The organism is Paenibacillus sp. FSL K6-1122 (genome assembly GCF_037977015.1).
In the GTDB taxonomy this organism is placed as follows: domain Bacteria; phylum Bacillota; class Bacilli; order Paenibacillales; family Paenibacillaceae; genus Paenibacillus; species Paenibacillus amylolyticus.
Genome location: NZ_CP150272.1, coordinates 2,904,301 through 2,929,869, shown reverse-complemented (window position 1 = coordinate 2,929,869; position 25,569 = coordinate 2,904,301). Strand labels below are relative to the sequence as shown.

The 25,569-nt window shown below is 42.0% G+C and carries 28 protein-coding genes; 1 reads left to right on the top strand and 27 read right to left on the bottom strand.

Annotation, left to right across the window (positions count from 1 at the left end; all coding sequences use genetic code 11):
• Window position 1: 1 nt before the first annotated feature.
• The 27 genes from NSQ20_RS13660 to NSQ20_RS13530 form a co-directional block, all read right to left on the bottom strand.
• On the bottom strand, window positions 2–826 hold the full coding sequence (locus NSQ20_RS13660; RefSeq protein ID WP_340032734.1) for a carbohydrate ABC transporter permease: 825 nt from the start codon (window positions 824–826) through the stop codon (window positions 2–4).
• Window positions 826–1,731, bottom strand: coding sequence for a sugar ABC transporter permease (locus NSQ20_RS13655; RefSeq protein WP_036609058.1), 906 nt, complete (start codon window positions 1,729–1,731; stop codon window positions 826–828). Before NSQ20_RS13655 ends, NSQ20_RS13660 begins: the two co-directional genes overlap by 1 nt.
• Window positions 1,732–1,822: 91 nt before the next feature.
• Window positions 1,823–3,094, bottom strand: a complete 1,272-nt coding sequence (locus tag NSQ20_RS13650; protein ID WP_340032733.1) for a sugar ABC transporter substrate-binding protein — start codon at window positions 3,092–3,094, stop codon at window positions 1,823–1,825.
• A 22-nt stretch (window positions 3,095–3,116) separates the two neighbouring features.
• On the bottom strand, window positions 3,117–3,998 hold the full coding sequence (locus NSQ20_RS13645) for an AraC family transcriptional regulator (RefSeq protein ID WP_036609061.1): 882 nt from the start codon (window positions 3,996–3,998) through the stop codon (window positions 3,117–3,119).
• Between the two features lie 237 nt (window positions 3,999–4,235).
• Complete coding sequence (locus NSQ20_RS13640) at window positions 4,236–5,036, bottom strand: phosphotransferase (RefSeq protein WP_340032732.1); 801 nt, start codon at window positions 5,034–5,036, stop codon at window positions 4,236–4,238.
• Window positions 5,037–5,047: 11 nt separating this feature from the next.
• On the bottom strand, window positions 5,048–5,323 hold the full coding sequence (locus tag NSQ20_RS13635) for a hypothetical protein (protein WP_036609065.1): 276 nt from the start codon (window positions 5,321–5,323) through the stop codon (window positions 5,048–5,050).
• A gap of 166 nt (window positions 5,324–5,489) precedes the next feature.
• Entirely contained in the window at window positions 5,490–6,029 is a 540-nt protein-coding gene (locus tag NSQ20_RS13630) for a GNAT family protein (protein ID WP_340032731.1), read from the bottom strand.
• Between the two features lie 204 nt (window positions 6,030–6,233).
• A complete protein-coding gene (locus NSQ20_RS13625; RefSeq protein WP_340032730.1) occupies window positions 6,234–7,421 on the bottom strand; it encodes a glycoside hydrolase family 5 protein in 1,188 nt (395 codons plus the stop codon).
• Between the two features lie 207 nt (window positions 7,422–7,628).
• On the bottom strand, window positions 7,629–8,045 hold the full coding sequence (locus NSQ20_RS13620) for a hypothetical protein (RefSeq protein WP_253507730.1): 417 nt from the start codon (window positions 8,043–8,045) through the stop codon (window positions 7,629–7,631).
• A 26-nt stretch (window positions 8,046–8,071) separates the two neighbouring features.
• The gene (locus NSQ20_RS13615) at window positions 8,072–9,100 is read right to left on the bottom strand and encodes an alpha/beta hydrolase (protein ID WP_340032729.1); all 1,029 of its coding nucleotides are present in this window, start codon (window positions 9,098–9,100) and stop codon (window positions 8,072–8,074) included.
• 165 nt (window positions 9,101–9,265) lie between these two features.
• Window positions 9,266–9,799 (bottom strand): GNAT family N-acetyltransferase, encoded by a 534-nt coding sequence (locus NSQ20_RS13610; RefSeq protein WP_340032728.1) that lies wholly within the window; start codon window positions 9,797–9,799, stop codon window positions 9,266–9,268.
• 40 nt (window positions 9,800–9,839) lie between these two features.
• Window positions 9,840–10,109 (bottom strand): hypothetical protein, encoded by a 270-nt coding sequence (locus tag NSQ20_RS13605; RefSeq protein ID WP_101313464.1) that lies wholly within the window; start codon window positions 10,107–10,109, stop codon window positions 9,840–9,842.
• A gap of 50 nt (window positions 10,110–10,159) precedes the next feature.
• On the bottom strand, window positions 10,160–10,627 hold the full coding sequence (locus NSQ20_RS13600; RefSeq protein ID WP_127546115.1) for an NUDIX domain-containing protein: 468 nt from the start codon (window positions 10,625–10,627) through the stop codon (window positions 10,160–10,162).
• Between the two features lie 155 nt (window positions 10,628–10,782).
• A complete protein-coding gene (locus tag NSQ20_RS13595) occupies window positions 10,783–11,241 on the bottom strand; it encodes a GNAT family N-acetyltransferase (RefSeq protein ID WP_340032727.1) in 459 nt (152 codons plus the stop codon).
• A gap of 561 nt (window positions 11,242–11,802) precedes the next feature.
• Window positions 11,803–12,345, bottom strand: coding sequence for a GNAT family protein (locus NSQ20_RS13590; protein ID WP_127546102.1), 543 nt, complete (start codon window positions 12,343–12,345; stop codon window positions 11,803–11,805).
• 2 nt (window positions 12,346–12,347) lie between these two features.
• Window positions 12,348–12,845 (bottom strand): GNAT family N-acetyltransferase, encoded by a 498-nt coding sequence (locus NSQ20_RS13585; RefSeq protein WP_338708561.1) that lies wholly within the window; start codon window positions 12,843–12,845, stop codon window positions 12,348–12,350.
• A gap of 23 nt (window positions 12,846–12,868) precedes the next feature.
• On the bottom strand, window positions 12,869–13,228 hold the full coding sequence (locus NSQ20_RS13580; RefSeq protein ID WP_338708560.1) for an NIPSNAP family protein: 360 nt from the start codon (window positions 13,226–13,228) through the stop codon (window positions 12,869–12,871).
• A 699-nt stretch (window positions 13,229–13,927) separates the two neighbouring features.
• Window positions 13,928–14,395, bottom strand: a complete 468-nt coding sequence (locus NSQ20_RS13575; RefSeq protein ID WP_339188098.1) for a DUF2691 family protein — start codon at window positions 14,393–14,395, stop codon at window positions 13,928–13,930.
• Between the two features lie 48 nt (window positions 14,396–14,443).
• A complete protein-coding gene (locus tag NSQ20_RS13570; RefSeq protein ID WP_340032726.1) occupies window positions 14,444–14,974 on the bottom strand; it encodes an AAA family ATPase in 531 nt (176 codons plus the stop codon).
• Between the two features lie 12 nt (window positions 14,975–14,986).
• Window positions 14,987–15,472, bottom strand: coding sequence for a GNAT family N-acetyltransferase (locus tag NSQ20_RS13565; RefSeq protein ID WP_282322188.1), 486 nt, complete (start codon window positions 15,470–15,472; stop codon window positions 14,987–14,989).
• Window positions 15,473–15,709: 237 nt separating this feature from the next.
• On the bottom strand, window positions 15,710–16,240 hold the full coding sequence (locus tag NSQ20_RS13560) for an AAA family ATPase (protein WP_340032725.1): 531 nt from the start codon (window positions 16,238–16,240) through the stop codon (window positions 15,710–15,712).
• A gap of 190 nt (window positions 16,241–16,430) precedes the next feature.
• Window positions 16,431–17,495 carry a polysaccharide deacetylase family protein gene (locus tag NSQ20_RS13555; protein ID WP_340032724.1) on the bottom strand — a complete coding sequence of 355 codons (1,065 nt, stop codon included), beginning with the start codon at window positions 17,493–17,495 and terminating at the stop codon, window positions 16,431–16,433.
• A gap of 221 nt (window positions 17,496–17,716) precedes the next feature.
• Complete coding sequence (locus NSQ20_RS13550) at window positions 17,717–18,769, bottom strand: ABC transporter substrate-binding protein (RefSeq protein WP_340032723.1); 1,053 nt, start codon at window positions 18,767–18,769, stop codon at window positions 17,717–17,719.
• 108 nt (window positions 18,770–18,877) lie between these two features.
• Window positions 18,878–19,852 (bottom strand): galactofuranose ABC transporter, permease protein YjfF, encoded by a 975-nt coding sequence (yjfF, locus tag NSQ20_RS13545; RefSeq protein ID WP_074094671.1) that lies wholly within the window; start codon window positions 19,850–19,852, stop codon window positions 18,878–18,880.
• A complete protein-coding gene (locus NSQ20_RS13540) occupies window positions 19,842–20,885 on the bottom strand; it encodes an ABC transporter permease (RefSeq protein WP_081745908.1) in 1,044 nt (347 codons plus the stop codon). Before NSQ20_RS13540 ends, yjfF begins: the two co-directional genes overlap by 11 nt.
• 4 nt (window positions 20,886–20,889) lie before the next feature.
• Window positions 20,890–22,401, bottom strand: coding sequence for a sugar ABC transporter ATP-binding protein (locus NSQ20_RS13535; RefSeq protein WP_036609094.1), 1,512 nt, complete (start codon window positions 22,399–22,401; stop codon window positions 20,890–20,892).
• A gap of 85 nt (window positions 22,402–22,486) precedes the next feature.
• A complete protein-coding gene (locus NSQ20_RS13530; RefSeq protein WP_017689009.1) occupies window positions 22,487–23,509 on the bottom strand; it encodes an ABC transporter substrate-binding protein in 1,023 nt (340 codons plus the stop codon).
• A gap of 243 nt (window positions 23,510–23,752) precedes the next feature.
• Between NSQ20_RS13530 and NSQ20_RS13525 the strand changes: the two genes are divergently transcribed.
• Window positions 23,753–25,564 carry a sensor histidine kinase gene (locus NSQ20_RS13525; protein WP_036609096.1) on the top strand — a complete coding sequence of 604 codons (1,812 nt, stop codon included), beginning with the start codon at window positions 23,753–23,755 and terminating at the stop codon, window positions 25,562–25,564.
• Window positions 25,565–25,569: the final 5 nt, after the last annotated feature.

Here is a 25,569-nt window from a genome sequence, read left to right as displayed (position 1 = left end):
CTCATCCTTTCATTCCTGAAGTAATCATACCGCTGACAAAATACCGCTGGAAAACCATAAAAACAATCAGTACCGGAAGCATCGTGATGACGGACATCGCAAGCAAACTTCCCCAATCCACGTTGTATTCACCAATAAAATTAGAGAGCGCAAGCTGAATCGTATATTTCGATGGATCACTAATCGCAATTAATGGCCATACAAAATCATCCCATCTCCACATGAAGGAGAAGATTGCGAGCACCGCAAGAATCGGCTTCGCTATCGGAAGAATAATGCTCCAGTAAATTTTCCATTCGCCCGCTCCATCCATCCGGGCAGCTTCCAACAGCTCGTCCGGTACGGACAACAAATACTGCCGCATAAGGAACACACCTGTTGGGGTTGCTGCTGGCGGGATAATAATCGCGAGTAGGCTATTATACAACCCCAGTGCACTCAGCACTTTGAATATAGGGATCATAATTACCTCAATCGGAATCATGAGTGTTGAGACAAAAGCAATTAATATGATCGCGCTTCCGCGGAAGCGATATTTCGCCAATGCAAAACCTGCCATGGAGTTAATCAATAACAGTAGCAGCGTTGAGCTTACAGTTACGATCGTACTATTCATAAAATACAAGCCAAAATCGCCTTTACTGAATGCCTCCTTGAAATGCTCGAAGGTGATTGGCTGCGGCCATAACTTGGGAGGGAAGCTGTACAGATCTCTATTCGTTTTTAGAGAAGAAATCACGACCCACAGGACAGGCAGGAGCCACACCACTGCGGCAACACTTAACAGACTGTAGATGAAGATTTTGACCATAGGCTTCATTACCATTACGTAGCCCCTCCTTTCGATAGACGGAATTGCAGAGCCGAGAATCCACCAATAAGGATAAACAGTATCACCGACATGGCACTGGCCAGACCGAGCTCCTGTCTGTTAAAGCCAATCTCATAAATATATTGAACAATATAGGTAGTATCTTTGCCCGGACCACCACCTGTAAGCGCAAACATAAGTGGAAATGCTTTGAACGCGTCAATCAGAGTCAGCATAACAACAAGCAAGCTTGTGGGCTTCAAAAGCGGGAGCGTGATATAGCGAAACACCTTCATTCCCGTTGCCCCGTCCAAGCGGGCAGCCTCATAATAATCCGTAGGTATAGCCTGCAAACCCGCGATAAAAATGACCATGAAAAAGCCTGCACGTGACCATACTGTCGCGATGATTACAGCCGTATTTGCCCAAAAGGAAGAGGTTAAAAAGCCGACAGGTTCCACACCAACCACGGTTAACAGATGATTCAAGATGCCAAATGAATCTCCGAAAATCCACTTCCAGGTCAATCCTACGATAATGTAAGAAATCATGGTCGGCCAGTAAAATACGGCCCTAAAGAACCCGCGCATTCTAATCTCGCGCGCAAGCAGCAAAGCAATGCCTAACGCTGCTGCATATATTAGCGGGACAACAATTGCTGCATAAATCCCCGTTCGTCCGATGGTCGACCAAAATTCCCGATCTCCTATAATTTTGATATAATTATCCAGCCCGTTAAACTTCATTGGATTCAATCCATCATAGACATGGAAGGAATAATAGAGGCCCAATAAAGAGGGAAATACGATAAAGGTTCCAAAGATCAGGAGGTTGGGTAGTATAAACAGATAAGGAGCAATAACGAGCTTCCTGTTCTGTTTTGCCAGCGTATTTTTGTTTAATCGTTGTCCTTCACTCATCTGCTTGCCCCTTCCTTATGCGTTATTCGAAAGGGAGGCTTCACAGGAATCGGTAAGCCCCCGTATACGAATTAACCAAAGCGCTTTACGTTTATTGACTGCCAATAGCCTCGTTAATCAGCTTGGCTGTTCGATCCAATGCCTCCTGCGGAGTTGCCTTATCGGATAAAACCTCAACAATATTATTTTTCAGGTCCGTTGAAATTTTGGATATAATGGTCTGTCTGGACCAGTCATTAGCTGCAAGAGGCGAACTGTTCTTCAGTTCATCCGCGAAAATTTCAAACATCTCCTTGCCGAATTCATAATTCAATACAGAGCTGTCCTTCCGCGGACTCATAAACAATGATTCTTGGTTATATTTTGAATTCACTTCTTTGGACGTTAAGTATTCAATAAATTCTGCTGCCTCCTGCTCATATCCGCTGCCTTTGAATGCCATCAGAAACTTCCCGCCTGGCACTGAAGAACGTTGTGTTCCTTTTGGCATATAGGTGACTCCCCATTCAAAATCAGTGATATCCTTGTAATTGCTGATCATCCAGTTACCAGCCCAGTGGGTAGCCACCGTCCCGGAACGGAACAGGTTGTTCGGATTTTCCCCTCCGAGCCATACGGACTCGGGCATGATCCCTTCCTGATGAAGCTGCTTGAACTGCTCCATGCTACGGATTCCGGCTTCACTGTTAATCGCTGCTGCAGTGCCATCCTCTGTTAAGATGCTTCCGCCATTCTGATACAAAAGAGTGGACCATCTATGCGGTGTGACATCCCATACCATGCCATAACGTGCTCCGCCTTTGTCCATAACCTCTTTTAACGCAGCTGTGTATTCATCCCACGTCCATACCTGGTCAGGAGAGGTCGGTACTTTGACGCCCGCTTTATCAAATAAGGTTTTGTTATAAATAAGCCCATTCGCTGTAACATCCATAGGCGCCGCTACCAGCTTGTCATTAATAACATAATAAGGTTTAAGTGAGTCAATAAATTGATCCTCGAATTGGTCCGCATTGTCCACGTAAGGTGTCAGATCAACCGCCTGATTAGCAAATGATCCGGTATCCGTGACCCGGCTCAGGGCAGGTGGCTTTCCACCGGATAACATTGTTTTTAATTTGGTTTGGATATCCTTGAAGCCAACTTCAATCAGGTTGATTTTAACCTTGGTATTGGTCTGCTCATAATCTTTAATGATTTCCTTGATGACTTCTCCTTCTTTTCCGTCAGAGAACCACAGGAAATCCAGGGTTGTTTGTTTTGGGTTAGCATTGGTACCTGAATTTCCGCAAGCAGTCAATACGATGAGTAACATGACCAATACCATGCTAGTGGTGAGCTTAAACGTTGTTCTTCTTGTCATATCAACATCTCCTTGGAAGGTTCTAATGAATTTTGGCTTCGTTGAGCAATTCACTTTTACGGAATAACTGTGGTGATACACCCACATATTGTTTAAAGGCCCTGCTAAAATATACAGGTGTGTTAAAACCTAGCGTCTCAGATATGGACAAAATCGGTGCATCCGTAGACAGCAACAATTTTTTGGCCTCTGCAACTCTTTTCCGTATAACATAGTTGCTTATGGTATATCCCGTCGTCTCTTTGAAAGAATGACAAATGTAGTATTTATTCAAATGGAGTGTTTTGGACAGTTCATCCAATGAAACATTCTCCGTATAGTTCTGGTTTAAATAATGAAGAACCCGGCTTACGCTTGTCTGCTTCTGGGAAGAACATAAGATAGGATTGGCGGATTGCTCACTGGTTGTTTTCCGGTAAATCCGCAGTAGCAATTGGGTAAGACTCAATTTGACCATTGTTTTGTACCCTGTATTTCCTGCCCCCATCTCCTCCTTGATTCCCTTAAATATAGCTGTGATATACTCACGCTCCTCCGGAGGCCAATGCACCAATAACCCATTGGGATGACGGAATATGGACATCAGATTCTCCAACTGACTGACAGCAAGCATGTCCAAAAGCAATAATTCCGTGAAATTGACAAAACTTCGCTTGTACACCATTTCTCTTGAAGGATTGATTCGGTGGGGCACACCGCCTCTGAATATAAACATATCTCCAGGCAGCGGCTTATATATTCGGTCACCGATTAAAAAGGTTGCATCTCCTTGAATAAAATAATGTATCTCATACCCATTATGCGTATGAACAGGCCATTCATCCTGAAAATTATCTGCTTCTGATCGCACATAAACTTCATTTTCCTGCAAAGCAATATTCGTCGGGGTGTGTATGGTTAGCATCAGTAAGATCTCCCTTCCCAGAATATAAAAAGCAATATAGTTTAATAATTTACAATGATAGCGCTTTACAATGAATTGTATCACAGTTATTTCGATCTAATCTGAACTATATTGCTGTATTGTTGATCACAATTGTTGAAAATGATTAGAAAGGAATTTATAGGGATTTGAAAGATGAAAACAAAAAAAACCGCTGTCCAGCCCGTAGGCTATCACGCGGTCCATTAGCATTACCTTTCAAACCCATTCATCCCAATGGTTTTCAAGAAAAATGACTTCTTTCTCATAGTGGGCCAGATGCCCCTCTTCGACCATCTTCATAAAAGCGACATCTCCATCAGCCGCACGATCAGTCAGTGTTTTACACATGAAACGGATACGGGATATGACCCAATCCTTCAAATCTGCTGGAACACTCAGCCCGTACGTAGCCATGAATAAGGCAATCCGTTCTTTTCGAACAGTTCCGTGTGCCTGGCTGACGTATGGCATTACACCCTTTCCGTCCATCTCTGGTGAGAAATTTGCGAGTGGAACGGATGTATACAAGACATAGGCGATATCCCACATTCGCGGACCCGGACCCGCCATATCAAAATCAATAATGCCTTGAGGACGGCCATCCTTGTACACCACATTATACGGCGCAAAATCGTTATGACATACAACTTCATCTTCTGTTATGCCTGGATATCTGTTCGTTGAAACTGATGTTGTTGTAAATCCAACTGTCGCATCATGGTAACTTCTCAACAGTTTTGCGACTTCAATCAAAGATTCGTCTGACCACATATACTCTTCTAGATCAGGGTAGTCATTGCCTGGAACGATGCCTTCGAGGTAAGAGAGCGTTTCTCTCCCCTGTTCATCTATTCCCAGAAATCGAGGGGCATGATCATAACCAACTTTTTCGAGATGTAAAAGCAGTTCAACCACATATGGATTTGGTTTCACATGCCGGCGAACAGTCTCACCTATTCTGACGACCTGATTCACATTACCTCCCGATAACACTTCCTCCTGTTGGGCCACTTTCATCCCTCCTCAAGCTAAACTTCCTTGTTATACCCATGATTACGATTTTTCTTATAACTCCCGGGGAATCCCGCCACCAATAGTATGAATCCAACAAAAAACATGAAGTATACGAGTAAACCTGTTGGATGCTCGTTCATCTGAGCAAACTGGGGTACGTTCGTCCCTCCTGACGCATATCCTGCTTCTACTATAGCGACAGAGACTCGTATTGAAATTCTCTCCATCGTTGAAATAAACACACTGCCAAGCATGAGGACTACACCCAAAATCTTGTTAATATTATTCATTTCATGCCTCCTTGATTAACCGTCCACTTTTTATGAGGTTATCTACTTAATGTCTTTCGATTTTCTAGTCCATATTCCTGCATGTTATATTAACAGTCCGTTCCTATATCATCATATCAAACAGCGGCGTCATCACTGACGCCGCTGTTGACGCTCTCTGAATAAGTTACGTAGCTACCACTTGGTGCAGATCCATACTATTTTCGAAAAAGGCTGACCGTTCAACATAATACAGATCATACATCTGTTCATTCAAATTAATCCGTTGATATACATCTGGATACACATCATTGGCTAACTTCACATAAGGCAGTTTTTGTACTGCTTTTCTGGATCTTATATTCTGCTTGCGAATCTTCATAAATACCGTTTCAATCCCATGTTCCAGAAACAATTCAACAAAAAAGGCTGATTTGGCTCTTTGGCTATACCCATTCCCAAAAAACGGTGAACCAATCCATGTGGCTAAAAAACCGGTTTGATGCTCAATATGATATAGATCAATGGTTCCAATAGGCTGCCCTGTTTCATTCAAAATCGTTCGGGAAATCACTGTCTTTTGCTCTTCTTCGACCATCAATTGTTTGGTCAGGAATAGATATTCTTCATACGATTGGCATTGATAACGAACGTAAGGAGAAACTGCGGGGTCCATCATTAAGCTGTACAGTGAAAGGCATTCCTGCAAATCACGTTTTTTTAACATTCTGTCTACCACCTAGTCCTTTTAGTTCGCTATATCAAGCAAATTAAGTATATAAAAGCTAGTGTGGGATTTAATGAATTCTGTATGTGGCTTATGTAAAATGCATTGGTAAATGTTGTTCATCTTCATCTCCAGTAGCACAAAAAAACGGCATGTCCCTTTTACAGGAACACGCCGTTTACACGGATACAGCCAGACAGTAATTTATTGCATACCTTGCATGATGGCATTAATGATATTTTGCTGCGTCACGGTTTTGTTTGAACGGTTAAACAAGGCGAATCCATGTTGACCGTTATGCCCGTTATCCCAATAAACAGGAACCATTTTGTATTTCTTGGCTTTTGCTGTAACTGCTTTGGCGTAAGCAGCACGATAGACATTGTTGCTGGAATCATAGGACGTTTTATCAATGGAACCGAACTCACCAATCACTACGGGATAGCCCTGAGTCACAAATTTGTCGTACATGGACTTAAACTGCGATTCAAGATAATCCTCTTGGCCCCAAGTAGACTTTTTGGCAGGGTTCGTAGAAGTTGCACCCCACTGTGTGATATTGCCGTTTTCCTCACCTGCAAAATCCCACGGAGAGTAATAGTGTGCTGAGATCATGATTCTCTTCTGCGAACTAGGAATAGCTGAGGATCTGTAATTATCTGTTGGAAGAGCAAAGCCATAATTACCAACAGTGTAGTCAATATTGGTATTCCAGCCTGGAATCAGCAACCATCTGGCATTGTTGTTACCTCCAGTCTGACGAACCGTATCCACGAAGATTTGATTGTATGCGTTCAGATTGGCGTAATAGGCCGAGTTTGGATTGCCATAGTTACCATCGAATACTTCGTTCATGGATTCAAAAATAAGACGATCATTGTAGTTGCTAAACTTGGTGGCAACCTGCTGCCACACCTTCTTATATTTTTCCTTAATGGCAGTCTGATTGCCACCATTCACGAGTAGCCATCCACCCTGTACGGAATTAAACCCATCACCATGAATATTGATGATCACATACAGACCTTCATTGTACGCATAATCCACGACTTGCTGAATTCGATTCAGCCATGCCGCATTGATCGTATAATTGGGAGCGCTTCCAATGTTACTCAAATAGGAAACGGGAATACGAATGGATTTGAAGCCTGCCGCTTTTACCTTTTTGATTAACTCTGGAGTTACCGTAGGATTGCCCCAAGCTGTCTCATTCGGTGTACCGTTCACCGATGCTTCCAGCTGATTGCCGAGATTCCATCCTGCACCCATCTCAGACACTATTTGCGAAGCGTCCGCTGCTGATGCTTTAGCGCTCCATCCCGTAAAGGCTACCGCAGCCACCAATACCAGTGCCAAGCTACTGATGCCAAATTTCTTCCATTTTTTGAACATAACCATACCTCCGCTTATTCTATTATTTTTAACAAGCAGTGCAGTTAATCTATGCATACAGATTGAATGATTCGAGAATACGTGCCTCCTCTCTCTATCGATCAAACAAATGAATTCTTCGTCCAACAACAACATAATAACACATTTATGGAAAATAAAGCGATATATTTATTGTTTTTTGTGACTATTTACTACAAAATAATCCATCTATCCGTTTAAGTGGATTGCTTGGATTTGTTCTCTATCAAAATCAATAATCATAATGTGATCGCGCAAAATATGATCTCCGCAAGATATTGTTGCGCCGTAATCGGCTATACTGTTAAATGTGATATCCACACGATAGACTTCAATCTCATTAAACCAATTCTGATGTACTTTTTCCTGAAGTTCATTCTCATAATAATCTCGAAAGACAGTCTCACAAGTTGAAAACCACTTAATGTAATCTTCTATTTTATGAACAATTGAATCTAACGGTGTATTAGTGGACACATATATTCGAAAGTCATTTAAATCCTCATCCTGTATGCAATGTTTAAATATTTGCACAGTATTTTGCAGAGTGTAACACCGGTAACTCTCATCACTCTCTTCTTCAAGCTCAATGAATTCATTTAACAATATGATCTTGCTCCTCTCAATGCATATTAAAATAGCTCATTTAACCACTTTACGAATTTTTCTTTCTCTTCAAACTGTGGGTAATGCGCCGACTCGTTGAATACAATGAAGTCTTTGATCGGTGCATCCAATACGTCAAAATAATCACGTGCTGCATTTGCAGTGGTCATATAATCATATTTACCCGTTACAAAATAGGTAGGAATCTCCAGATGATCAACAATATCAGGTAAATTTTGATCAAATGCTTCCCTCAGTAAGATGTCTTGTGAACTGAACATCCCTGAATAAAAGCGAATCATATCCAGCCCATTATATTCGGGATTAAAAAGGAATCCTGAAATATAATCTCTATTCTCGTTGATGAGTCTGGCTGCACCACCGTACTTTTGCAGCAAAATTCTAGGCGTAAGTTCCTTTCCTTGCTCGATCGAGCTGCGGATTAGCTCCAGTTTTTTAACATCATCTTCATTACCGGCTTGTTTCGCTTGCTCGTACGTGTACTCCAAACTTTCCAGTTCGCTCTGAAGTGTATTAGCCATCTGTCCAATGCCTATATAAGCGTGAAACTGAGTAGGTGCTTTAGCCGCAGCTTTCATCCCGATGTATGTACCAAATGAATGACCGATTAATATAACCTTCTCTTGACCTAACTCCTTAGATACATAATCCCTTAACTCTAACAAATCATCTACTAATACATCTGTTGTGAGATTCGAGTAATCTTCAAAAAAGTGATAGGACTTTCCACTCCCGCGTTGATCGTAATGCACCACTGTGAAGTGTTGCTCAAGCTCTTTCTGATACTTCCTTACGTATGGAATCTCCGAGCATCCCGGCCCGCCATGCACAAAAATTAGGATAGGGTTAGTCCGATCAACACCCCTGATCATAACTTCATGTCCTGTACCGTTAATTTCGACCTGTTCTAACATGCTGATGCTGTTTTCACCTTTAATTTTGGGTGTCCATGTGGGAAATATCAGAGCTACTATAACTATTAAAATAATACTGAATATGCTGTACTTGAGTGTTTTACGTATTTTTTTGCGCATGTAATGCTCCTTAAATAATAAGTTTCATTTGTAATTCTACCAACGGTTCCTTTATCGTAACGGATACAACAATTCAACGGGTTCTATCATCAGCTCTTCTTGGAAGATGTAATTGTGATCGGCTCCAACGATACATATGAATGGTTCCGAGTATCCCAACCGTTGTCATGTGCCCAGCTCCTTTATCATATGTATATCGTTCGGCTCTTTGTCATAAAGTTCTTGATCAATCTCACTTGCAATCTGACTGCCCTGACTTTTATAAAAGGATACCGCTGATTTCGTCTCTGTGGAGGAGATATACAGATACTGTGCACCACGGTTCTTAGCCTCTTCACCTAACTCGTTTAGAATACGTTTTCCAACGCCTTGTCTTCTGTACCCGCGTGAGACATACATCAAGTCAACTTGTAATTGATTTCGTTTTTTTCCTCTATATTGATGTGCCAGCACACCAAATCCGATTAATTGATCGTCAGCAAACGCGCCATATGCCATGCCACCTTGTTCTAATTCGTACACATATCGATTTTGAATCTCTTTCAAAAGCATCTCATCCCAGTTTGAGCATTCATGATTTTGTTCAAGTTCAACCAATCGGTTCTCCCTCATTTCATAAATGAGATCAATATGTTCCGAGCGATCTATTTCCTGCAACTGATTCACATCATCAAGGGTCAACGTTCTATACGTTATCATGATTGTTGCATCTCTCCTTCCCCATGTTATTTCTAAGATCCTATGGCTTTATTGATCGAAGTCTGTATTTATCAAAGACCCTTTTATCGTACAAAATAGTGTATTCCTTGTTCTCTTCAATTAGTTTTGACATATCCATTGGAACGGCTATTGTTCTTTCAAGATTATTAAAATTAATTACAGTCATTTCATTTTCATTAATCTTTTGAACAGTAACTGCTTCAAAAATTGAAGTTCGAAAGGAATTCCATAACAAAATTAAAATCAATAAAAGTAATAGTGACCTGATGAGTCCCTTATTCTTATTCACTAGTTCTTTTCATCTCCTTTAGTTTCAAAACAGAGTTCCTCCAACTAAAACTAGCTTATTTTAATTTCAGGTAACTCATTCAAATGATTTATTTCGATAGTGTATTTCTTAAGCTTATGGTTCTCAAGTCCATCCCATCTGTCTGAGAAACGATAAAACATATCTCCGAAGTTCATCCCTTCAGGTAATACATCCACAAGCTTTATTTCATCGATTTCAGACTCCGGTAAGCTCTCCAGCAATTTAACCTCAGCATAAGAAACCATACCAAAGCTCCCATTCCATTCATATACACCATAAGGTATTAATTCGAAGTGTACTGCCCCTGTCTCTTCATAGAGTTCTCGACTTGCCGTGTGTAAAAGTGTTTCCCCTATTTCTTTGTTGCCTCCTGGGATCTCCCAACCTCCTCTTTTCCTATTTTTTATAATGATGAATTTATTTTTGTATTTAGCGATCATAACTGCAAATTTGATTAACTCTGGATCAAGTTCATCTAGATCAAACCAGTGGCTCATGTTATCTCTCCCATAAACAACTATTCTTTCAATATATAATTGTTAAACCATTGAAGTGGTAACAAGCTATCATCGGATATAATCGTTGTGAATACCGCAACCAATCCTCGCTTTTGGTTAACAAAGATATATTGCCCTCTTAAATATTGAGTCTATCATTTTATTGCCAACCTGTAGATCACTTCATCATCTGAATTGGTTCTGTTCTCACTAATGAAGGACATGCTCTTATACAAATTCTGTGCTATTTCGTTATCCCGTTCAACCGTTAATGAAATAACCTTGCATTCCGGATGCTGTTTTGTAATGTAATCTAGAATGGCTCTTATAGCGCGCTTTCCCATTCCTTTGCCTTGATAGGATTGATCGATTTGAAAACCACCAATCCAGTAATTATCTGTACTATCTGGCGTATAACTTAGATAAAAGAAACCAAATACCTTCCCATCAATCTCAAGTACGTAAGGATCAAATGCTTCATCCCACGGTTTTATATAGGCGTAAGCGATCCCCTCAATAACAGATGGAACTAATGACGTTTGGTGTTCATACAAAGAGATCTTCAGCGCCTCTTCCCAATTCTCTCGGGTGACTGGTTGTATTCTTATATTCACCACTGCATCTCCTCTTTCGACAATCCTTGTTTGATTCTAAAGTCTTTTCAATTTCACTTACAACCACTTCCAAATGATGTTCAATCAACTGTATCGCTTGTTTTTTATTCTTCGTGATTGTTGCAGTCTTATGGTTTCTGTTAATTGTACATATAACTTCTTCTATATTATATTGATGGTTCCATTTCACAATCATCTTGCATAAGTTCTTGAATGACTGCTTGTAATTCCACGGTTGCAAACCCATTCTGGACAATACAAACCTTTTTATAATCCGATAATCTCTAATGAAAACATTTGGAGCTAATACAAAAATCAAATCCGCTTCCTGGATGGACGCTATTGTCCAATCTTTGCACTGTACTCCTTCTATGATCCAAGTTTCGGAACTGACAATAGATTGGAGGGATTCATCCCTAACATGTTCAGGATATCTCAGATTTTCGGCACTTCTGTCCCAGATGAGATTGTCTAATTCATAAGAAGGAACACCGTATTGATCCGACAATTCTTGGGCTAATGTTGATTTCCCACTACCGCAAGATCCAATAATTCGGATTCTCATACATATTCTTTCTTCAAAATTGCATAGATGACATTATCAACAAATCGATTTTTCCAATAAAAATGTTCTTTCAATATGCCTTCTTCACTGAACCCAATTCTCTCAAGCAACTTTCTTGATCCCGCGTTCTCTGGCTCTACAAATGCTTCAATTCTGTTTAATTCAAGGTTCTTGAATCCATATTCAACGATTTTCTGAGTTACCTCGGTCATATAACCCTGTCGCCAAAACTCCGGTGCTAACTCATATCCCATCACAGCTTTATGATGTTGTTTCATCCAACCATGAAATCCGCATGTTCCAATAATTCTATTGTCCGATTTCAAAGCAATTCCCCAGCGGATGACCTGACCATTTTCGAATCGTTCAGTCCATCTTTGTATGAGTTCTTCTGCTTGTTTTATAGTTGTAAAACTTTCTAAATCGTAGAATCTTGTAACTTCATCTGAAGAAAAATATTGAAATATGTCTTGGGAATCACTCTGTTTAATCTCTCTTAACAGCAATCTTTTGGTTTCTAGCTCAGGAAATGGAGTCATATTCACTTCACCTCAATCGAGTATACTGCTACATTTTTCCCTATTATGTCTACATCCTTCTCGTGTTTCATGCCATTCTTTTGCGCGACTTTCATAGAACCCACATTGCCATGTTGAATTAACGATATTAATCTTTTCTGCTTCAAGTGATCCATACCATATTCTTTCCACGCTTTTGCTTGTTCATATCCGTAACCCATTCCCCAGTATTGCTCTATAACCCAGTAACCAACTTCAAGCTCATCAGTGCCTTCAATGATTTGAGGAATCAGACCAGAGGTTCCAATTAACTTGTTATCCTCTTTGTTAAATGCGAGTAACAGCCCTTTATCGTCTTTATTCCAGTTGATGAACTTTTCCAGGCTTTGCATGGTTTCTTCATTGGTCCAGGGTCCTCCATGTCTTATAAATTTCATCATATTTGGCTCACGAGTCATTTCAAAAAGTAAATCGAAATCATTTTTGGTATATTTCCGAAATATAAGTCGTTCTGTCTCCATCTTTCTCTCAACTCCTTTTTCATTCACTTCAAAATCGTTTGTTCGCGCTCTACTGTCGATGTGAAAAACGCTTGCCTAATCTCTTCTCGAAATACATCTTTATACCGATGTCTTCCAATCTGATCAAAACGGGCTTGAACTCGCATTACGTGTTCTGTATCTGATTTTATCTTTTTCTCAATCTCTTCGTATTGTTCAAAGGTATCGTATTCCCACATCGCAAAAATTTCGCTGGTTTCATCATCGATTGTTGTGTGCCATCTCCCAATAAGTCTTGATCCGTATTTCAACTGGGATGGCAGCAAAATATCATTAAACAGAGCATTAAACTCATCTACAAAAGAAGTCGCAATAATATAGGTTTTTCTCCTATATATCATCATGTGTACCTCCTTATGTGTAATAAAAGCAGTACACCTATCTCGTCACAATTCCCGATGTAATTTTCATGTTCGGAGCATAGGTTAACCAAGTTGATAATATCTACTAAATTTTTAATCTTCCATACACGTTGAACCAAAAACAAAAATTCAAGATAATCATCGTTATAGTAAAGCCACCGCATATTTCTCAGATATTCAATTTGGTCATCCCAATAGTAATCAGACAAGGCAATTCCCCTGCTTCATAAAGATGTAATCGTATTCATAAACATTCAAATATCATAGGGAAACGGACTAGAGCGTGTCTGAAAACTCAGGCAAGTAAACGGTGATGGGTGCCAGCTTACCGTCCGAAAATTCCTGAAGTTCAGAGTGACTGATGCTGGCGAATCGCCAGGCGATTTTCTAAGGAACACAGGACATCTTATTCGGCCTTCACGTCCTCTTAAAAAATTGTAAGGAACATGAGACATCTTAATTCCCACAATCATCTGACAAAAACGCTACAAAAGGCTATTTTTTCTGGTATAGCGTGTCTCAGATTCCTTAGATTTCGGAGGGCGTTTCAAATTCCCGAATAAGAGGTGTCAGGTTCGTTAGCGTTAACACCTAACACTAAACTCATCGCTACATTAACGCATATCAACAAAAGCATGGAATGTTCTATCAAACCTTAGCAGTTAATCCCATGCTCCTTTATCACCAGACCGATAGTTTTGTCCTAGCATCATTCTCATCTGTTAAATATGCGAGAGATTCAAATCCCTGTCTATTTATATGATTATATAATTCCTCGACTTTCTCTAGATCTTTACAATAAACCGTGACGTAGATACTATCGATCACAAGAAGAACCATCTGACACTCACTCTCCACATAATCTTCATAGGTGATTACATCTGTTATTTGTGAGCCTTTTGGAAATGCTTTTAAATTCGCAAATATTAAATAATACTCGTTGTCATCAATAATCTTCTGTAATTCTTCTCCATTCATACCCATAATCACATCCGGAAAAAGATCATCCCCTAACGTATCATCAACAACGAAATAGGACTCCTCCTCACCAATAAACCAATCGAAATTAGATACTTCCATTGGTTTTAAAATCTCCCCAAGAAAGCGACCATAGGCATTTGGTATTTCAAAACGTATTCCTCTGTTCATCTGTTCACCCTCTTATCATTTTCAATTCGAAGCACAATAACAGTGCAGTTATTTCACCCGATATTTCTCATTATTTATAATTTCACTTACTATTTCAGATAATTGTTCTTCTGTAAAATAATTAGTATACAGCTTGTTATCTACTCTCAGATCCGGATGATTTTCAAACTCATCCAGCAGAATTATACTTCTTTCTTTCATTTGATATTCTTCTGCTCTTAGACGGTCTCTACGAATAATGGTTTGACGATCAACCATCAATACAACATAGATTATGCGAACATGATAGTCTGCCAATTCTGTCATTAACCCATCAATGTCTTCCGGAAAGGCCACATAGTCCAGCACTACATCGTATTTATAATCCAATAAGTTTTTCACCAGACTAGATATATTTTTCCAAGTTAAGTCGTTTGTATCCTTATCAAGCCAGGGTTTACCTCGCCCTTTGACCGGAAAGTGACTAACCGCATCTCCAGAAATGTAGGCACTTTTATCTAAAGTCTGAACTAGCAGCTTTGAAGTTGTAGATTTCCCTACTCCAGGAGGGCCAGATATAATATATAGGTTTTTACTCATTTCGTATTCTCCTTACAATATCTTTTGGAAACTTCCAATATCCAGTTTTCTATCGAATTTATATCCGATCTCTTTAAACAGAGCACATTGTTCATAACCATTTCTCTCAAATAATGATTTACTTCTTGTATTCTCCATGCAAATCGTCGCAATTAAGGTATGGAATCCTTGTTCTTTTGCAATCTTCTCAATAAAACGTAGTGCTTGTTTCCCCAAGCCTTTTCCCAAAATATCGGGCTTCAAATATATGGTGACTTCACCGCAAATGTCATATGCCTGTTTACTCTTATATTGGGTGATCAGAACATAGCCCATCATTTGATTGTTTTCAAGAATTACATAAGTTTTATACCGTGTATCCTTGTTCATCACAGAGGATTTAATCTGATCAAGATCTAATTTCTCCGTATGAAACGAAATCGTTGTATTCATTACATAATAGTTATAAATCTCTCTAATTTCATGGAGGTACTGTTCGGTTACCTCTTCAAAAGTCACAGCCGTCAATTAGGTTCCATCCTCTTCTGTTCATTTCTTCATCATATGTATGAAATACCGCGTCTAGATTTAATTCACCGTAAATATGAGGATATTCCCTGCCTTCATTATACAGATTTTCCCATATAGCTTCTGACTTTATTTTAGAATTCCATTAATCAACGCGGCTTCCCACTCTTTTCTTAAGAGTACATGTACAATCATCATCCTAAAATCCTCCTTAATCAAAAATGATAATTATTTGGATAGAACCTTCCTCAATATGAGTTCTATGATTTCACTAGTCTCCAGATGATCGGTAATAATGCGAGTTTGAAATTGTTCATCTTTGAAAGCTTCAACACACTTTGGTGCTTGTTGATACTGCCAGCCTCCATATTCATCTCCACGTTTAGCCAAACGATGATAAATCGTCTCTTCTGTAGCCGTAAGGCAAAAATGATGAATGTCCTGATCGATCTCTTTCAACCCGTTATAGATGTAATGAAAGTTTTCCTCTTTATAGATGGTCATGGGGATAATTAAGTGTCTGTTGTATTTCTGCTTTACTTCTTTAGCCGTCTTTACGGTTAGAATTTTCCATAGATCGATATCTTGAAAATCATCCGTACGTTCCCTTTCCTCTCTACAATTCTCCGGAAGAAGTTTTCTGAGCATATAACCTATTTCTTCAGGATCGTAGATCATGCTGTTTGCAATTAAGGGCTGAAGTGCTTCTGCTGCAGAAGTTTTTCCCGAACCAAACGCTCCATTAATCATGATGATCATTTGATGATTTCACTCCCATTCCATGAAATTTTTCAATAGAAACCAGATTCTTCACATACAATTTCATCCATTATAAATGTTTTCCTTCCACTTTTGTGTTACAAAATAGCAAAAAACATAATGAAATCCCATTGGGTCAACCCAACGGGATTTCATTATAGTGCATTATTTTTCAATCAACCTAAGCTTGTTAATGTATTTCCAAGTAATCGATATATATATCCCATGTCCCATCATCGGCTGTTACAACCAACTCAATGACCTGATTTCCCGTCCCATGGCTGATATTATTCAGGGTATAAACCGCTGGAGCGCTTCCGCCAAAGTAAAAGGTTCCCTTCGTCTGTCCGCCAATCTTCAAATCAACTCTAGCCATGTTGGCATTGTTTGAAGCTCCACGAAGCGAGAAATTATGAGTGCTCGTTGCAAAATTCTGAGTGTATTTAACCAAATCATTGTTGGCATAGAGGACCACACCATTGAAAGGAGAACTGATATTGCCGGTGTATTGTCCACCTTTGGTCATGTTCTCAGCTTCCACTTTTGTTCCGTTACTCGGGGGATTGGTAGTGCTATTATCGGGTGCGACTGCCCGACCGGTAGTTGATGAGATCATGCCGGAGCAAAGGCCACGATTCTTCAGATTTTGTGCAATCTGCGGAATGGCCTGAAGTGTCGTCTGGTACTGATCATGCATTAGTATGACGTCACCACTTTTCATCGTATTCACAGCTGCTACGATCTGGGCTGCGCTGGCGCCATTCCAGTCTTGGGAATCTACGTTCCACAGTACTTCCTTTAGGCCGTTTTGGCTCACAACGGATTTCAAGGTCGCATTTGTCGCACCGTAAGGAGGTCTGAACAGTTTAGGTGAACTTCCGGTAATAGACTGGATCGTCTGCTGTGTCCGAGTAATCTCTGACGACATCTGAGAACTGTTTAATGTAGTCAAGTTTGGATGTGTGTAGGAATGATTGCCAATCCACATACCAGCTGCTACTTGTGCAGAAACCAGAGATTTATTATTTTGTGCATTTTGTCCAACATTGAACATCGTTGCCCGTAAGCCAGCCTGCTTCAACGCGTTAAGCATGTTTGTTGTATTTCCAGATGGGCCATCATCAAACGTCAGACCTACATAACCATTCGGACAACTTGCATCTGCAGCACGAGCATCAGGCACCCCCGGAATAGAAAACAAGGTACCGAAAAGTGCGAGAGATATTACCGCCTTTGCCAGCTTTACTTTGAACATAAAATTACCTCCCTCATATTATATTCACAGCATAATACCTTCTACACTCCCTCTCTTTATCGAACTTTCACCCCTCGAAAAAAGCGCTTTCAAAAGTATGTAATCCGCTACGTCCTTTCTCATAGAGAAGAGCTTTTAGTTCAAGGTGAGTTCAGTATAAACGATAAGTTTATTTAAAGTAAATTGAATTTTATCCAAAATGTTCTATTTATTCACGAATTCTAGAATCGCCTGTTGTACATCTCCCGTTTAGCACTCTCCTGTGTAAAGATGTCCTCCGGAGGCACCATGCGCTTCGGGAGTGTACGCCCTGCAATAATTTCTTTTGTAGCCTGCATAAGCTGAGGACCAAGCAGCGGGTTACATTCCACCACAGCGTTGATTTTCCCACTCGCCAGAATTTCAAGTGCTTTGCGGGAGCCGTCCACCGAGACAATGATAATGTCCTCTCCCGGCTTCAGCCCAACTTCTTCTATCGCTTGTATGGCGCCAAAAGCCATTTCATCATTATGGGCAAAAAGAACCTGCGGTCGTTTGTCTTCCGGGACCTGAAGGAATCCTTTCATCACTTGTTTCCCATTGTCCTCCGTAAAATCGGCAGGAGCACTTTGTGAGAAGATGATATCTGCTCTGGTTTCGAAAATGCTTCTAAAGCCCTCGCCACGCTGGATAGAGGGTGTAGAACCACTCGTACCTTGCAGTTCGGCAATCCGTATCAAACCCGGTTGATTTCGCATCCGATCCTGAATGTACTTCCCGGCCTTCACACCTTCCTCATAAAAGTCCGATCCAATCGTTGTCACAAAAAGTGAAGTGTCTTTGACATCAACTGACCGGTCTACGATAATCACGGGTATACCTGCATCCCTGGCCTCCTGAAGAATACCATCCCAGCCCGATTCCACGACCGGTGCAATGGCAATGACATCCACCTTTTGCCTGATGAACGACCGAACAGCCTCGAACTGTTTCGTCTGAGACTGTTCTGCATTTTTTATTACAAGGGAGATTCCCGATTCAGCTGCAGCATTGCGAATAGACGTGGAGTTTGCCAGACGCCAGGCACTCTCTCTGCCCAGTTGTGAAAAACCTAAGACAATCGGTTTCGTAGAGGTATCCCTTGCTACCGCTGATTCCATCCATTCCTCAACGGAGGGAAGAGTTTCGAAGTTGTTAGACGAGATGGGAGGAGGAACAGATTCAGACTCAGGGGTTGTGCAGCCGACAAGCAGCAGTAGAATGAACAAACACAACCAGTTCACATGTCTTCTCACTCACGTATCCCCCATCTCCATGTTACGCTCAGCATTCAGCAATGCAGAGCGCATATTGTTATATCATTTTGTCGGTATCCGTATTCAATATCATTTAATTCGATCAACTTAATGCAGTGATTTCGAGGATACTCGCCGCCCGCTAAGAAGTCGCTGGAACAAAATAAAAACAAACAGCATCAGGCCAATTACAATCTTGGTCCACCATGAGCTGAGCGTACCTTCGAAGCTAATTATAGTTTGGATAGCCCCCTGGATCAATACACCAATAAAGGTTCCCGCCACATACCCTACACCACCTGTTAACAAGGTGCCTCCAATCACAACAGCCGCGATGGTATCGAGTTCAAGACCCATGGCGTGTAATCCATAACCGGATAACATATAGAAGGTAAAGACAACACCGGCAAGCGCGGAGCACAAACCGCTGAACGTGTACACCAGGATTTTGGTACGTGCAACCGGCAGTCCCATAAGCAGCGCGGATTGCTCGCTTCCGCCGATGGCGTAAACGTTGCGCCCAAACCGGGTGTAATGTGCCAGGAAGATCGCGAGTAGTACAATGACCAGAGCAATAATCACATTAATGGAGACAAAGCTGCCCCCTGGCAGGGAAATTTTCGCCTGCGCAACCTGTGTGTAAAATGGATTCGTAATGGTAATGGTGTCGAGACTGATGACATAACACAGCCCCCGCGCCAAAAACATGCCTGCCAATGTCACGATGAAAGGCTGGATTTTAAAATAGTGGATGATCGCCCCCATGACTGTGCCAAACAACGCACCCATGACAAGCACCATAGGTATAACGATCGCAGGCGACCATCCTTGCTTCTCGACCAGACTTGCGCTAATGATGGTCGTCAGCGCAATGACAGATCCTACCGACAGGTCGATTCCTCCCGATACAATCACAAAAGTCATGCCAATTGCCGTGATAATCAGAAATGCGTTATCAATGAGAAGATTAAGCAGTACCTGTGTGGAAAAGAACCCCGTATACCGGAAAGAGCCTATGGCAAACATCACGGCCAGCAAACCGAAGGTGACAAAGACGGGGAGATACTTACGATTAAGAAACATGGCGGTTAACCCCCTGTTCGGCTGGAAACTTCCGTTTTTTCCAACGGATCACCATGGAATTGCGGAATGAATCGGATTGAATCAAACATACGGCCAGTACAACAAAGGCTTTGACAACCAACGTAACTTCTGGCGGGACTCCAATCATATAGATTGTCGTTGTTAAGGTTTGGATAATGAGTGCTCCAACGACGGTACCCATTAGATAGAAACGACCACCATTGAGCGAAGTACCCCCGATGACTACAGCAAGAATGGCATCAAGTTCATACCACAGACCTGCGTTATTGCCATCCGCACTGGATACATTCGAGCTGAGAATAAGCCCGGCAATGCCGGCACACAGACCACAGAAGACATATACCGTGAGAATAACCGTTTTTGAACGAATACCTGCCAGTTGGCTCGCGTTTGCGTTACTTCCGACCGATTCAATAAACAGTCCCAGTGCCGTTTTTCTCGTCAACAGTGAGGCAACAAGCAGCACAGTTAATACGATGAAGATGGAAAAAGGCAATGCTGCAAGCGAACCTGCCCCGATATAGGCATAGTTTGCGTTGGATACAGTAATAATCTGTCCACTCGTAATCAATTGCGCAATCCCACGTCCAGCTACCATCAGAATAAGCGTTGCAATAATGGGTTGGATTCGGGCAACCGAAACCAGCGCCCCATTCCATATGCCCAAGATCAGTGAGAGACCTATAGATAATCCAAGTGCACCCAACATAAGCCCGAGCGAATTCTGATCCACTCCTCTGCTGATGCTCATACAAGCCACAGCACCGGAGATCGCTACAATGGAGCCCACGGACAAGTCGATACCTCCGGTCGCAATCACTAGTGTCATACCGATCGATACCAGAATTAAAGGCGCTCCAAAATTGAGAATATCAATCAAGCTGCCATACAGATTCCCTTCACGCATGACGAGGGAGAAGAAATCCGGAGAGTACAGCAAATTAAAGATTAAAAGTAAACCAAGCATACATAACGGCCAAAACAAATGATGTTTACGCATCTTGCCCGCCATCTCTTTAACCTCCTGCCATTGCTTTCATGATTTGCTGTTGATGGATCTGATCCCCGCTAAGTTCTTGCACTTTTTTGCGGTCCCGGATTACGGCAATCCGGTGGCTGACACGAATCACTTCTTCCAGCTCGGACGAAATGAACAGCACGGCCATGCCCTGCTTCGACAGAGAGAGCACCAGCTTCTGTATTTCAGTCTTGGCGCCGATATCAATTCCACGCGTAGGTTCATCGAGAATCAACAGATCGGGGTTCATCAGCAGCCACCGTGCAAGCAACACCTTTTGCTGATTACCGCCGCTCAGATTTTTAATTAAATGCTCCGGGTTTTTCGGATGGATATTTAACAGGTTGATATACTTTTCGGCGATCTCATCCTGTTTCTTGCGTGAGATGGGTTTGGACCAGCCTCGTGTCGCTTGTAAAGCCAGAATAATGTTCTCCCGAATAGTCAAATCATCGATTATGCCTTCGGTTTTACGGTTCTCGGAGCAAAAAGCAATATTCTGATCAATTGCATGACGCGGCGACTTGACCGTACTTCCTGTATCTACAACGAGCAGCTTGCCTACATCTGAACGATCTGCACCAAAGAAAAGGCGAGCGATCTCGGTACGACCAGACCCCAATAACCCAGCCAAGCCCACGACTTCTCCTTTGCGAATGTCCAGATCAAATGGCTCAATTGCTCCTTTGCGTCCAAGTGCCTTAGCGGTAATTAACAGTTCTCCCGACTCCGCCTGGGCAGCATCCGCTTCCTTCGGAAGCTCCTCAAGCACCTCGAGTTCCTTGCCGATCATCTTGAGAACCAGTTCCATGCGTGGAAGTTCTGCGGCTATGTACTCTCCTTCCAATTCCCCGTTACGGAGCACCGTTAGACGATCCGACATTTCGTATACCTGATCAAGAAAATGAGTAACAAAAAGAATTGCGAGACCTTCACTCTTTAATTTGTGCATAATACGAAACAGTTGCTGAACCTCGTTTTTGTCCAGACTGGATGTGGGTTCATCCAATATGAGCACTTTTGCCGAGATGCTGAGTGCTCTTGCAATTGCAATCAGTTGTTGCATCGCGACCGAATAGGTCTGTAAAGGGGCCTTAACGTCGATGGACAGATGTAATCTATCTCGCAGAATGTTCTCCGCATCTTTGTTCATTTGCTTCCAATTGATTTTGCCAAATCGCATCGGCTCCCGCCCGATGAAAATATTCTCAGCGACCGTTAAGTTCGGACAAAGATTGACCTCTTGATAAACGGTACTGATTCCCGCCTTTTGCGCTTCAAGCGGACCGGAGATCGAAAGATGCCGGTTATCCATGGTTACCGTTCCTTCATCAATGGAATAAACGCCAGTCAGAACTTTAATAAGCGTCGACTTCCCCGCTCCATTCTCACCCATCAAGGCATGAATCTCGCCCGGAAACAAGCGAAAGCTGACGCTGGATAGCGCTTTAACCCCGGGAAATTGTTTGGTGATGCCTGTCATTTGCAAAATGGGTGCTTGCTCGGCCATATAACCCTCTCCTTTGTTATGGAAAAAAGTCATTTAGCGACAGCCTGGTCGAAAAATGACTTTTCGGTGTTATACGAATCTGCTTTTAATATTCACGTGTTGGCAATGCTTCTTTGGCTTGCTCCGATGTGAAGGTCGTCTCATCCGTAACGATTCGGGGTTCGATGTCTTTCCCGTCCACTACCGATTGAACCGCTTCCATTAATTGAGGTCCTAACAACGGATTACATTCAACGATAAAGTTGATTTTGCCATCAGCAGCAGCCTGCATACCATCCTTCACGGCATCCACAGAGATAATGGTAATATCTACGCCTGGTTTCAATCCTGCCGCTTCAATGGCCTGGATTGCCCCAAGTGCCATATCGTCATTATGTGCATAGAGAACATCTATTTTTTTATGTGCTTTGAGGAAAGCTTGCATGACTTCTTTGCCTTTGGCACGTGTAAAGTCACCCGATTGTGAAGCAATCACTTTAAGCTTCGAATTGGAAGCAATCAATTCCATAAAGCCCTCTTGACGGTCATTCGCTGGTGCGGAGCCTGTTGTACCCTGCAGCTCAACAATGTTGATTTCGTCTTGTGTGTCTTTGTATTGGTCACTAAGCCACTGACCTGCTTTGCGTCCTTCTTCTACAAAGTCGGAACCAATAAAGGTTTTGTAGAGGGTTTTATCCGGCGAATCCACAGCACGGTCCGTCAAAATCACGGGAATTCCTGCATCCTTCGCTTCCTTCAATACGGTATCCCAACCGGATTCTACAACAGGGGAAAAAGCAATCACCGTCACCTTCTGTTGTATGAAGGAGCGCAAAGCTTTAATTTGATTTTCCTGCTTCTGCTGCGCATCGGAGAATTTCAAATCATAACCCGCTTCTTTGGCTGAATCCTGAATCGACTTGGTATTCGCCGAACGCCAGCCACTCTCCGCACCAACCTGCGAAAAACCAAGCGTAATTGTTTTGGCGCTGGCAGGTGTACTGCCATTCCCACTCGTTGAAGTTTCATTATCGGAGCCTGCTCCTCCATTGGTACTGCTACATGCCGTGCTGACCAGCATCACCATAGCCAATGTTATGGCAAGTCCCCACTTTTTTTTGGTTCGCATGTTGTGATCCTCCCTTTTTTCGTTTCACCTTGTGGTGTGACCACATTATAGAACGCTTTCATTCCAAGCTTATATGGAGTCTCATACTTTATTTATGTAATAATTTAGTAATTTCAGAGAATGGAGTTTAAAAAGTGTAATTTCTTTGTTTAATCGTGTAGTATTTAGCGATTCTCTTATATATTAGAAAATCATGTTATACTAATGATACATTTTTGATCCCTTCAGATGGAGTGGAATACGTTGAAACTCATTCAGTGGATTGCTTCAAGCCTCAGGCTTAAATTACTCAGCATGTTTATCATCCTCAGTTCAGTACCACTGATCGTGGTTGGATTGATTTCTTACCACAAATCCTATACGGTCGTATCCAATCATAACAAGGCCTCGACACAGCTGGTTGCCGACCAGCTTGCCAGGAACATTGACATCTTGTTTGAGGATACGGAACGGCTGCTCGAACTGGGCAAGAACCCGCAAGTGCTTCAATACTTGTATTCTCAATCGGAGTCCTACCCAGAAGCCAAAGCCATCCTTCAGACATACAATCTTTATCGGGAAACCTACAAGTATGACAAGGTACTTAATATCTCATTCGTGAATTTTTATGGAAAAGGCATAAGTGAACGAAAAGGCGTGTTCAAGCTGGAACGAAATCCGCTGCGTAACCCGTACTTCAAGTATCTGATACAGTATCCGGATGCCATTCTGCGCATCCCTCATTCTGCAGCCTATGCGGAATATAACAGGCTGGATGGCTTTGCTTACCCTAAACAGAATGCGCTTTCAATTATAACTACGGTCAAAGAGCGAATTACGCATGAGGTCATCGGGTTCATCGTGATTGATTTGAATGATTCATTCATTGATGATTTTTTGACGAATACCCCCATTAAGGATTCCGGTTTTTTCTATATTAGTGATCAATACGGAAATACACTCTTCAGGCCGGATGTCACCCCGGCATCCATAACCATGATGGATCAGATCAGATCGGTCCCTTTACATCTACAGCACGACAGCTTTATCCTGTCTGCAGGATCCAAGCCCCAGTTTGTTGTATACAGCACCTCAAAACAGACCGGATGGAAAATGATCGGGGTAGCTCCTTATCAGGAAATCATTGCAGAGGCCAATAGCATTCGCCAATTGATCATCATTACGGTTTTGTTAAGTGCTTTCTTTGCGATATCGTTATATTTTTTCCTGAATAACCGACTGATTCTTCCCATTCGGATTCTGATGAACAAGATGCGTAAAGCTGCAAACGGTTACTTGGAAGCCAAAGTCACACCACACGGCTCGGACGAAATTGCTGATCTGGGCAAAAGCTTCAACGTGATGCTGGATAAGCTCAAAATGCTAATCGAAAAGAGCATTCGAGAGAATGAACAGGTGAAAATAGCTGAACTACGTACGCTGCAAGCTCAGATCAACCCTCATTTCCTCTATAACACGTTGGAATCCATCCTATGGATGGCTGAAGCAGAGAAAAAAGAAAATGTAATCAAACTTGTGCAGGCCCTCTCGAAGTTCTTTCGTTTGAGTCTGAATAAAGGATTCGACTGGGTATCCATTCAAACCGAGCTTGAACATGCGCGGAGTTACTTGGTTATTCAACAGATGAGGTACCACGATATTCTCACCTACGAGATCAGCGTTGATCGTGAGCTTCAGGATTATCCTATTTTGAAGATGACGCTGCAGCCCCTGATTGAAAACGCGCTCTACCATGGGATCAAGAACAAACGCGGTCAAGGGCTGATATCCATACACGGATATGTAGAGGACAATAGCATCATTCTCACCGTACAGGACAACGGAATTGGCATGTCTGCGGATCGATTGGCACAATTACGTGAAGAGCTGGAGAAGCCGGCCGGTTCCCGTTCACCCCAAGATGACGAGCAGGAAGGCGGATTTGGTCTGCTCAATGTACATCACCGGATTCGACTCTATTTCGGACCAGCTTATGGCGTTGAAATGGAAAGTACCTATATGGAAGGCAGCACATTTATGATTCGTATCCCCAAAAGCAAGGAGGTTAACCGTTGAAAAAG

Coding starts and splice junctions, on each gene's coding strand:
- NSQ20_RS13590 (WP_127546102.1), bottom strand. CDS start 12,345: ATGACTCCATTTCCTGAGCTAGAAACCAAAAGATTGCTGTTAAGAGAG.
- NSQ20_RS13570 (WP_340032726.1), bottom strand. CDS start 14,974: ATGAGTAAAAACCTATATATTATATCTGGCCCTCCTGGAGTAGGGAAA.
- NSQ20_RS13535 (WP_036609094.1), bottom strand. CDS start 22,401: ATGGCCGAGCAAGCACCCATTTTGCAAATGACAGGCATCACCAAACAA.
- NSQ20_RS13640 (WP_340032732.1), bottom strand. CDS start 5,036: ATGAAAGTGGCCCAACAGGAGGAAGTGTTATCGGGAGGTAATGTGAAT.
- yjfF (WP_074094671.1), bottom strand. CDS start 19,852: ATGTTTCTTAATCGTAAGTATCTCCCCGTCTTTGTCACCTTCGGTTTG.
- NSQ20_RS13580 (WP_338708560.1), bottom strand. CDS start 13,228: ATGATGATATATAGGAGAAAAACCTATATTATTGCGACTTCTTTTGTA.
- NSQ20_RS13655 (WP_036609058.1), bottom strand. CDS start 1,731: ATGAGTGAAGGACAACGATTAAACAAAAATACGCTGGCAAAACAGAAC.
- NSQ20_RS13555 (WP_340032724.1), bottom strand. CDS start 17,495: ATGTTCAAAGTAAAGCTGGCAAAGGCGGTAATATCTCTCGCACTTTTC.
- NSQ20_RS13610 (WP_340032728.1), bottom strand. CDS start 9,799: ATGATAACGTATAGAACGTTGACCCTTGATGATGTGAATCAGTTGCAG.
- NSQ20_RS13585 (WP_338708561.1), bottom strand. CDS start 12,845: ATGGAGACAGAACGACTTATATTTCGGAAATATACCAAAAATGATTTC.
- NSQ20_RS13530 (WP_017689009.1), bottom strand. CDS start 23,509: ATGCGAACCAAAAAAAAGTGGGGACTTGCCATAACATTGGCTATGGTG.
- NSQ20_RS13575 (WP_339188098.1), bottom strand. CDS start 14,395: ATGAACAGAGGAATACGTTTTGAAATACCAAATGCCTATGGTCGCTTT.
- NSQ20_RS13625 (WP_340032730.1), bottom strand. CDS start 7,421: ATGTTCAAAAAATGGAAGAAATTTGGCATCAGTAGCTTGGCACTGGTA.
- NSQ20_RS13540 (WP_081745908.1), bottom strand. CDS start 20,885: ATGGCGGGCAAGATGCGTAAACATCATTTGTTTTGGCCGTTATGTATG.
- NSQ20_RS13635 (WP_036609065.1), bottom strand. CDS start 5,323: ATGAATAATATTAACAAGATTTTGGGTGTAGTCCTCATGCTTGGCAGT.
- NSQ20_RS13600 (WP_127546115.1), bottom strand. CDS start 10,627: ATGAGCCACTGGTTTGATCTAGATGAACTTGATCCAGAGTTAATCAAA.
- NSQ20_RS13560 (WP_340032725.1), bottom strand. CDS start 16,240: ATGATCATCATGATTAATGGAGCGTTTGGTTCGGGAAAAACTTCTGCA.
- NSQ20_RS13650 (WP_340032733.1), bottom strand. CDS start 3,094: ATGACAAGAAGAACAACGTTTAAGCTCACCACTAGCATGGTATTGGTC.
- NSQ20_RS13660 (WP_340032734.1), bottom strand. CDS start 826: ATGGTAATGAAGCCTATGGTCAAAATCTTCATCTACAGTCTGTTAAGT.
- NSQ20_RS13630 (WP_340032731.1), bottom strand. CDS start 6,029: ATGTTAAAAAAACGTGATTTGCAGGAATGCCTTTCACTGTACAGCTTA.
- NSQ20_RS13645 (WP_036609061.1), bottom strand. CDS start 3,998: ATGCTAACCATACACACCCCGACGAATATTGCTTTGCAGGAAAATGAA.
- NSQ20_RS13615 (WP_340032729.1), bottom strand. CDS start 9,100: ATGCGCAAAAAAATACGTAAAACACTCAAGTACAGCATATTCAGTATT.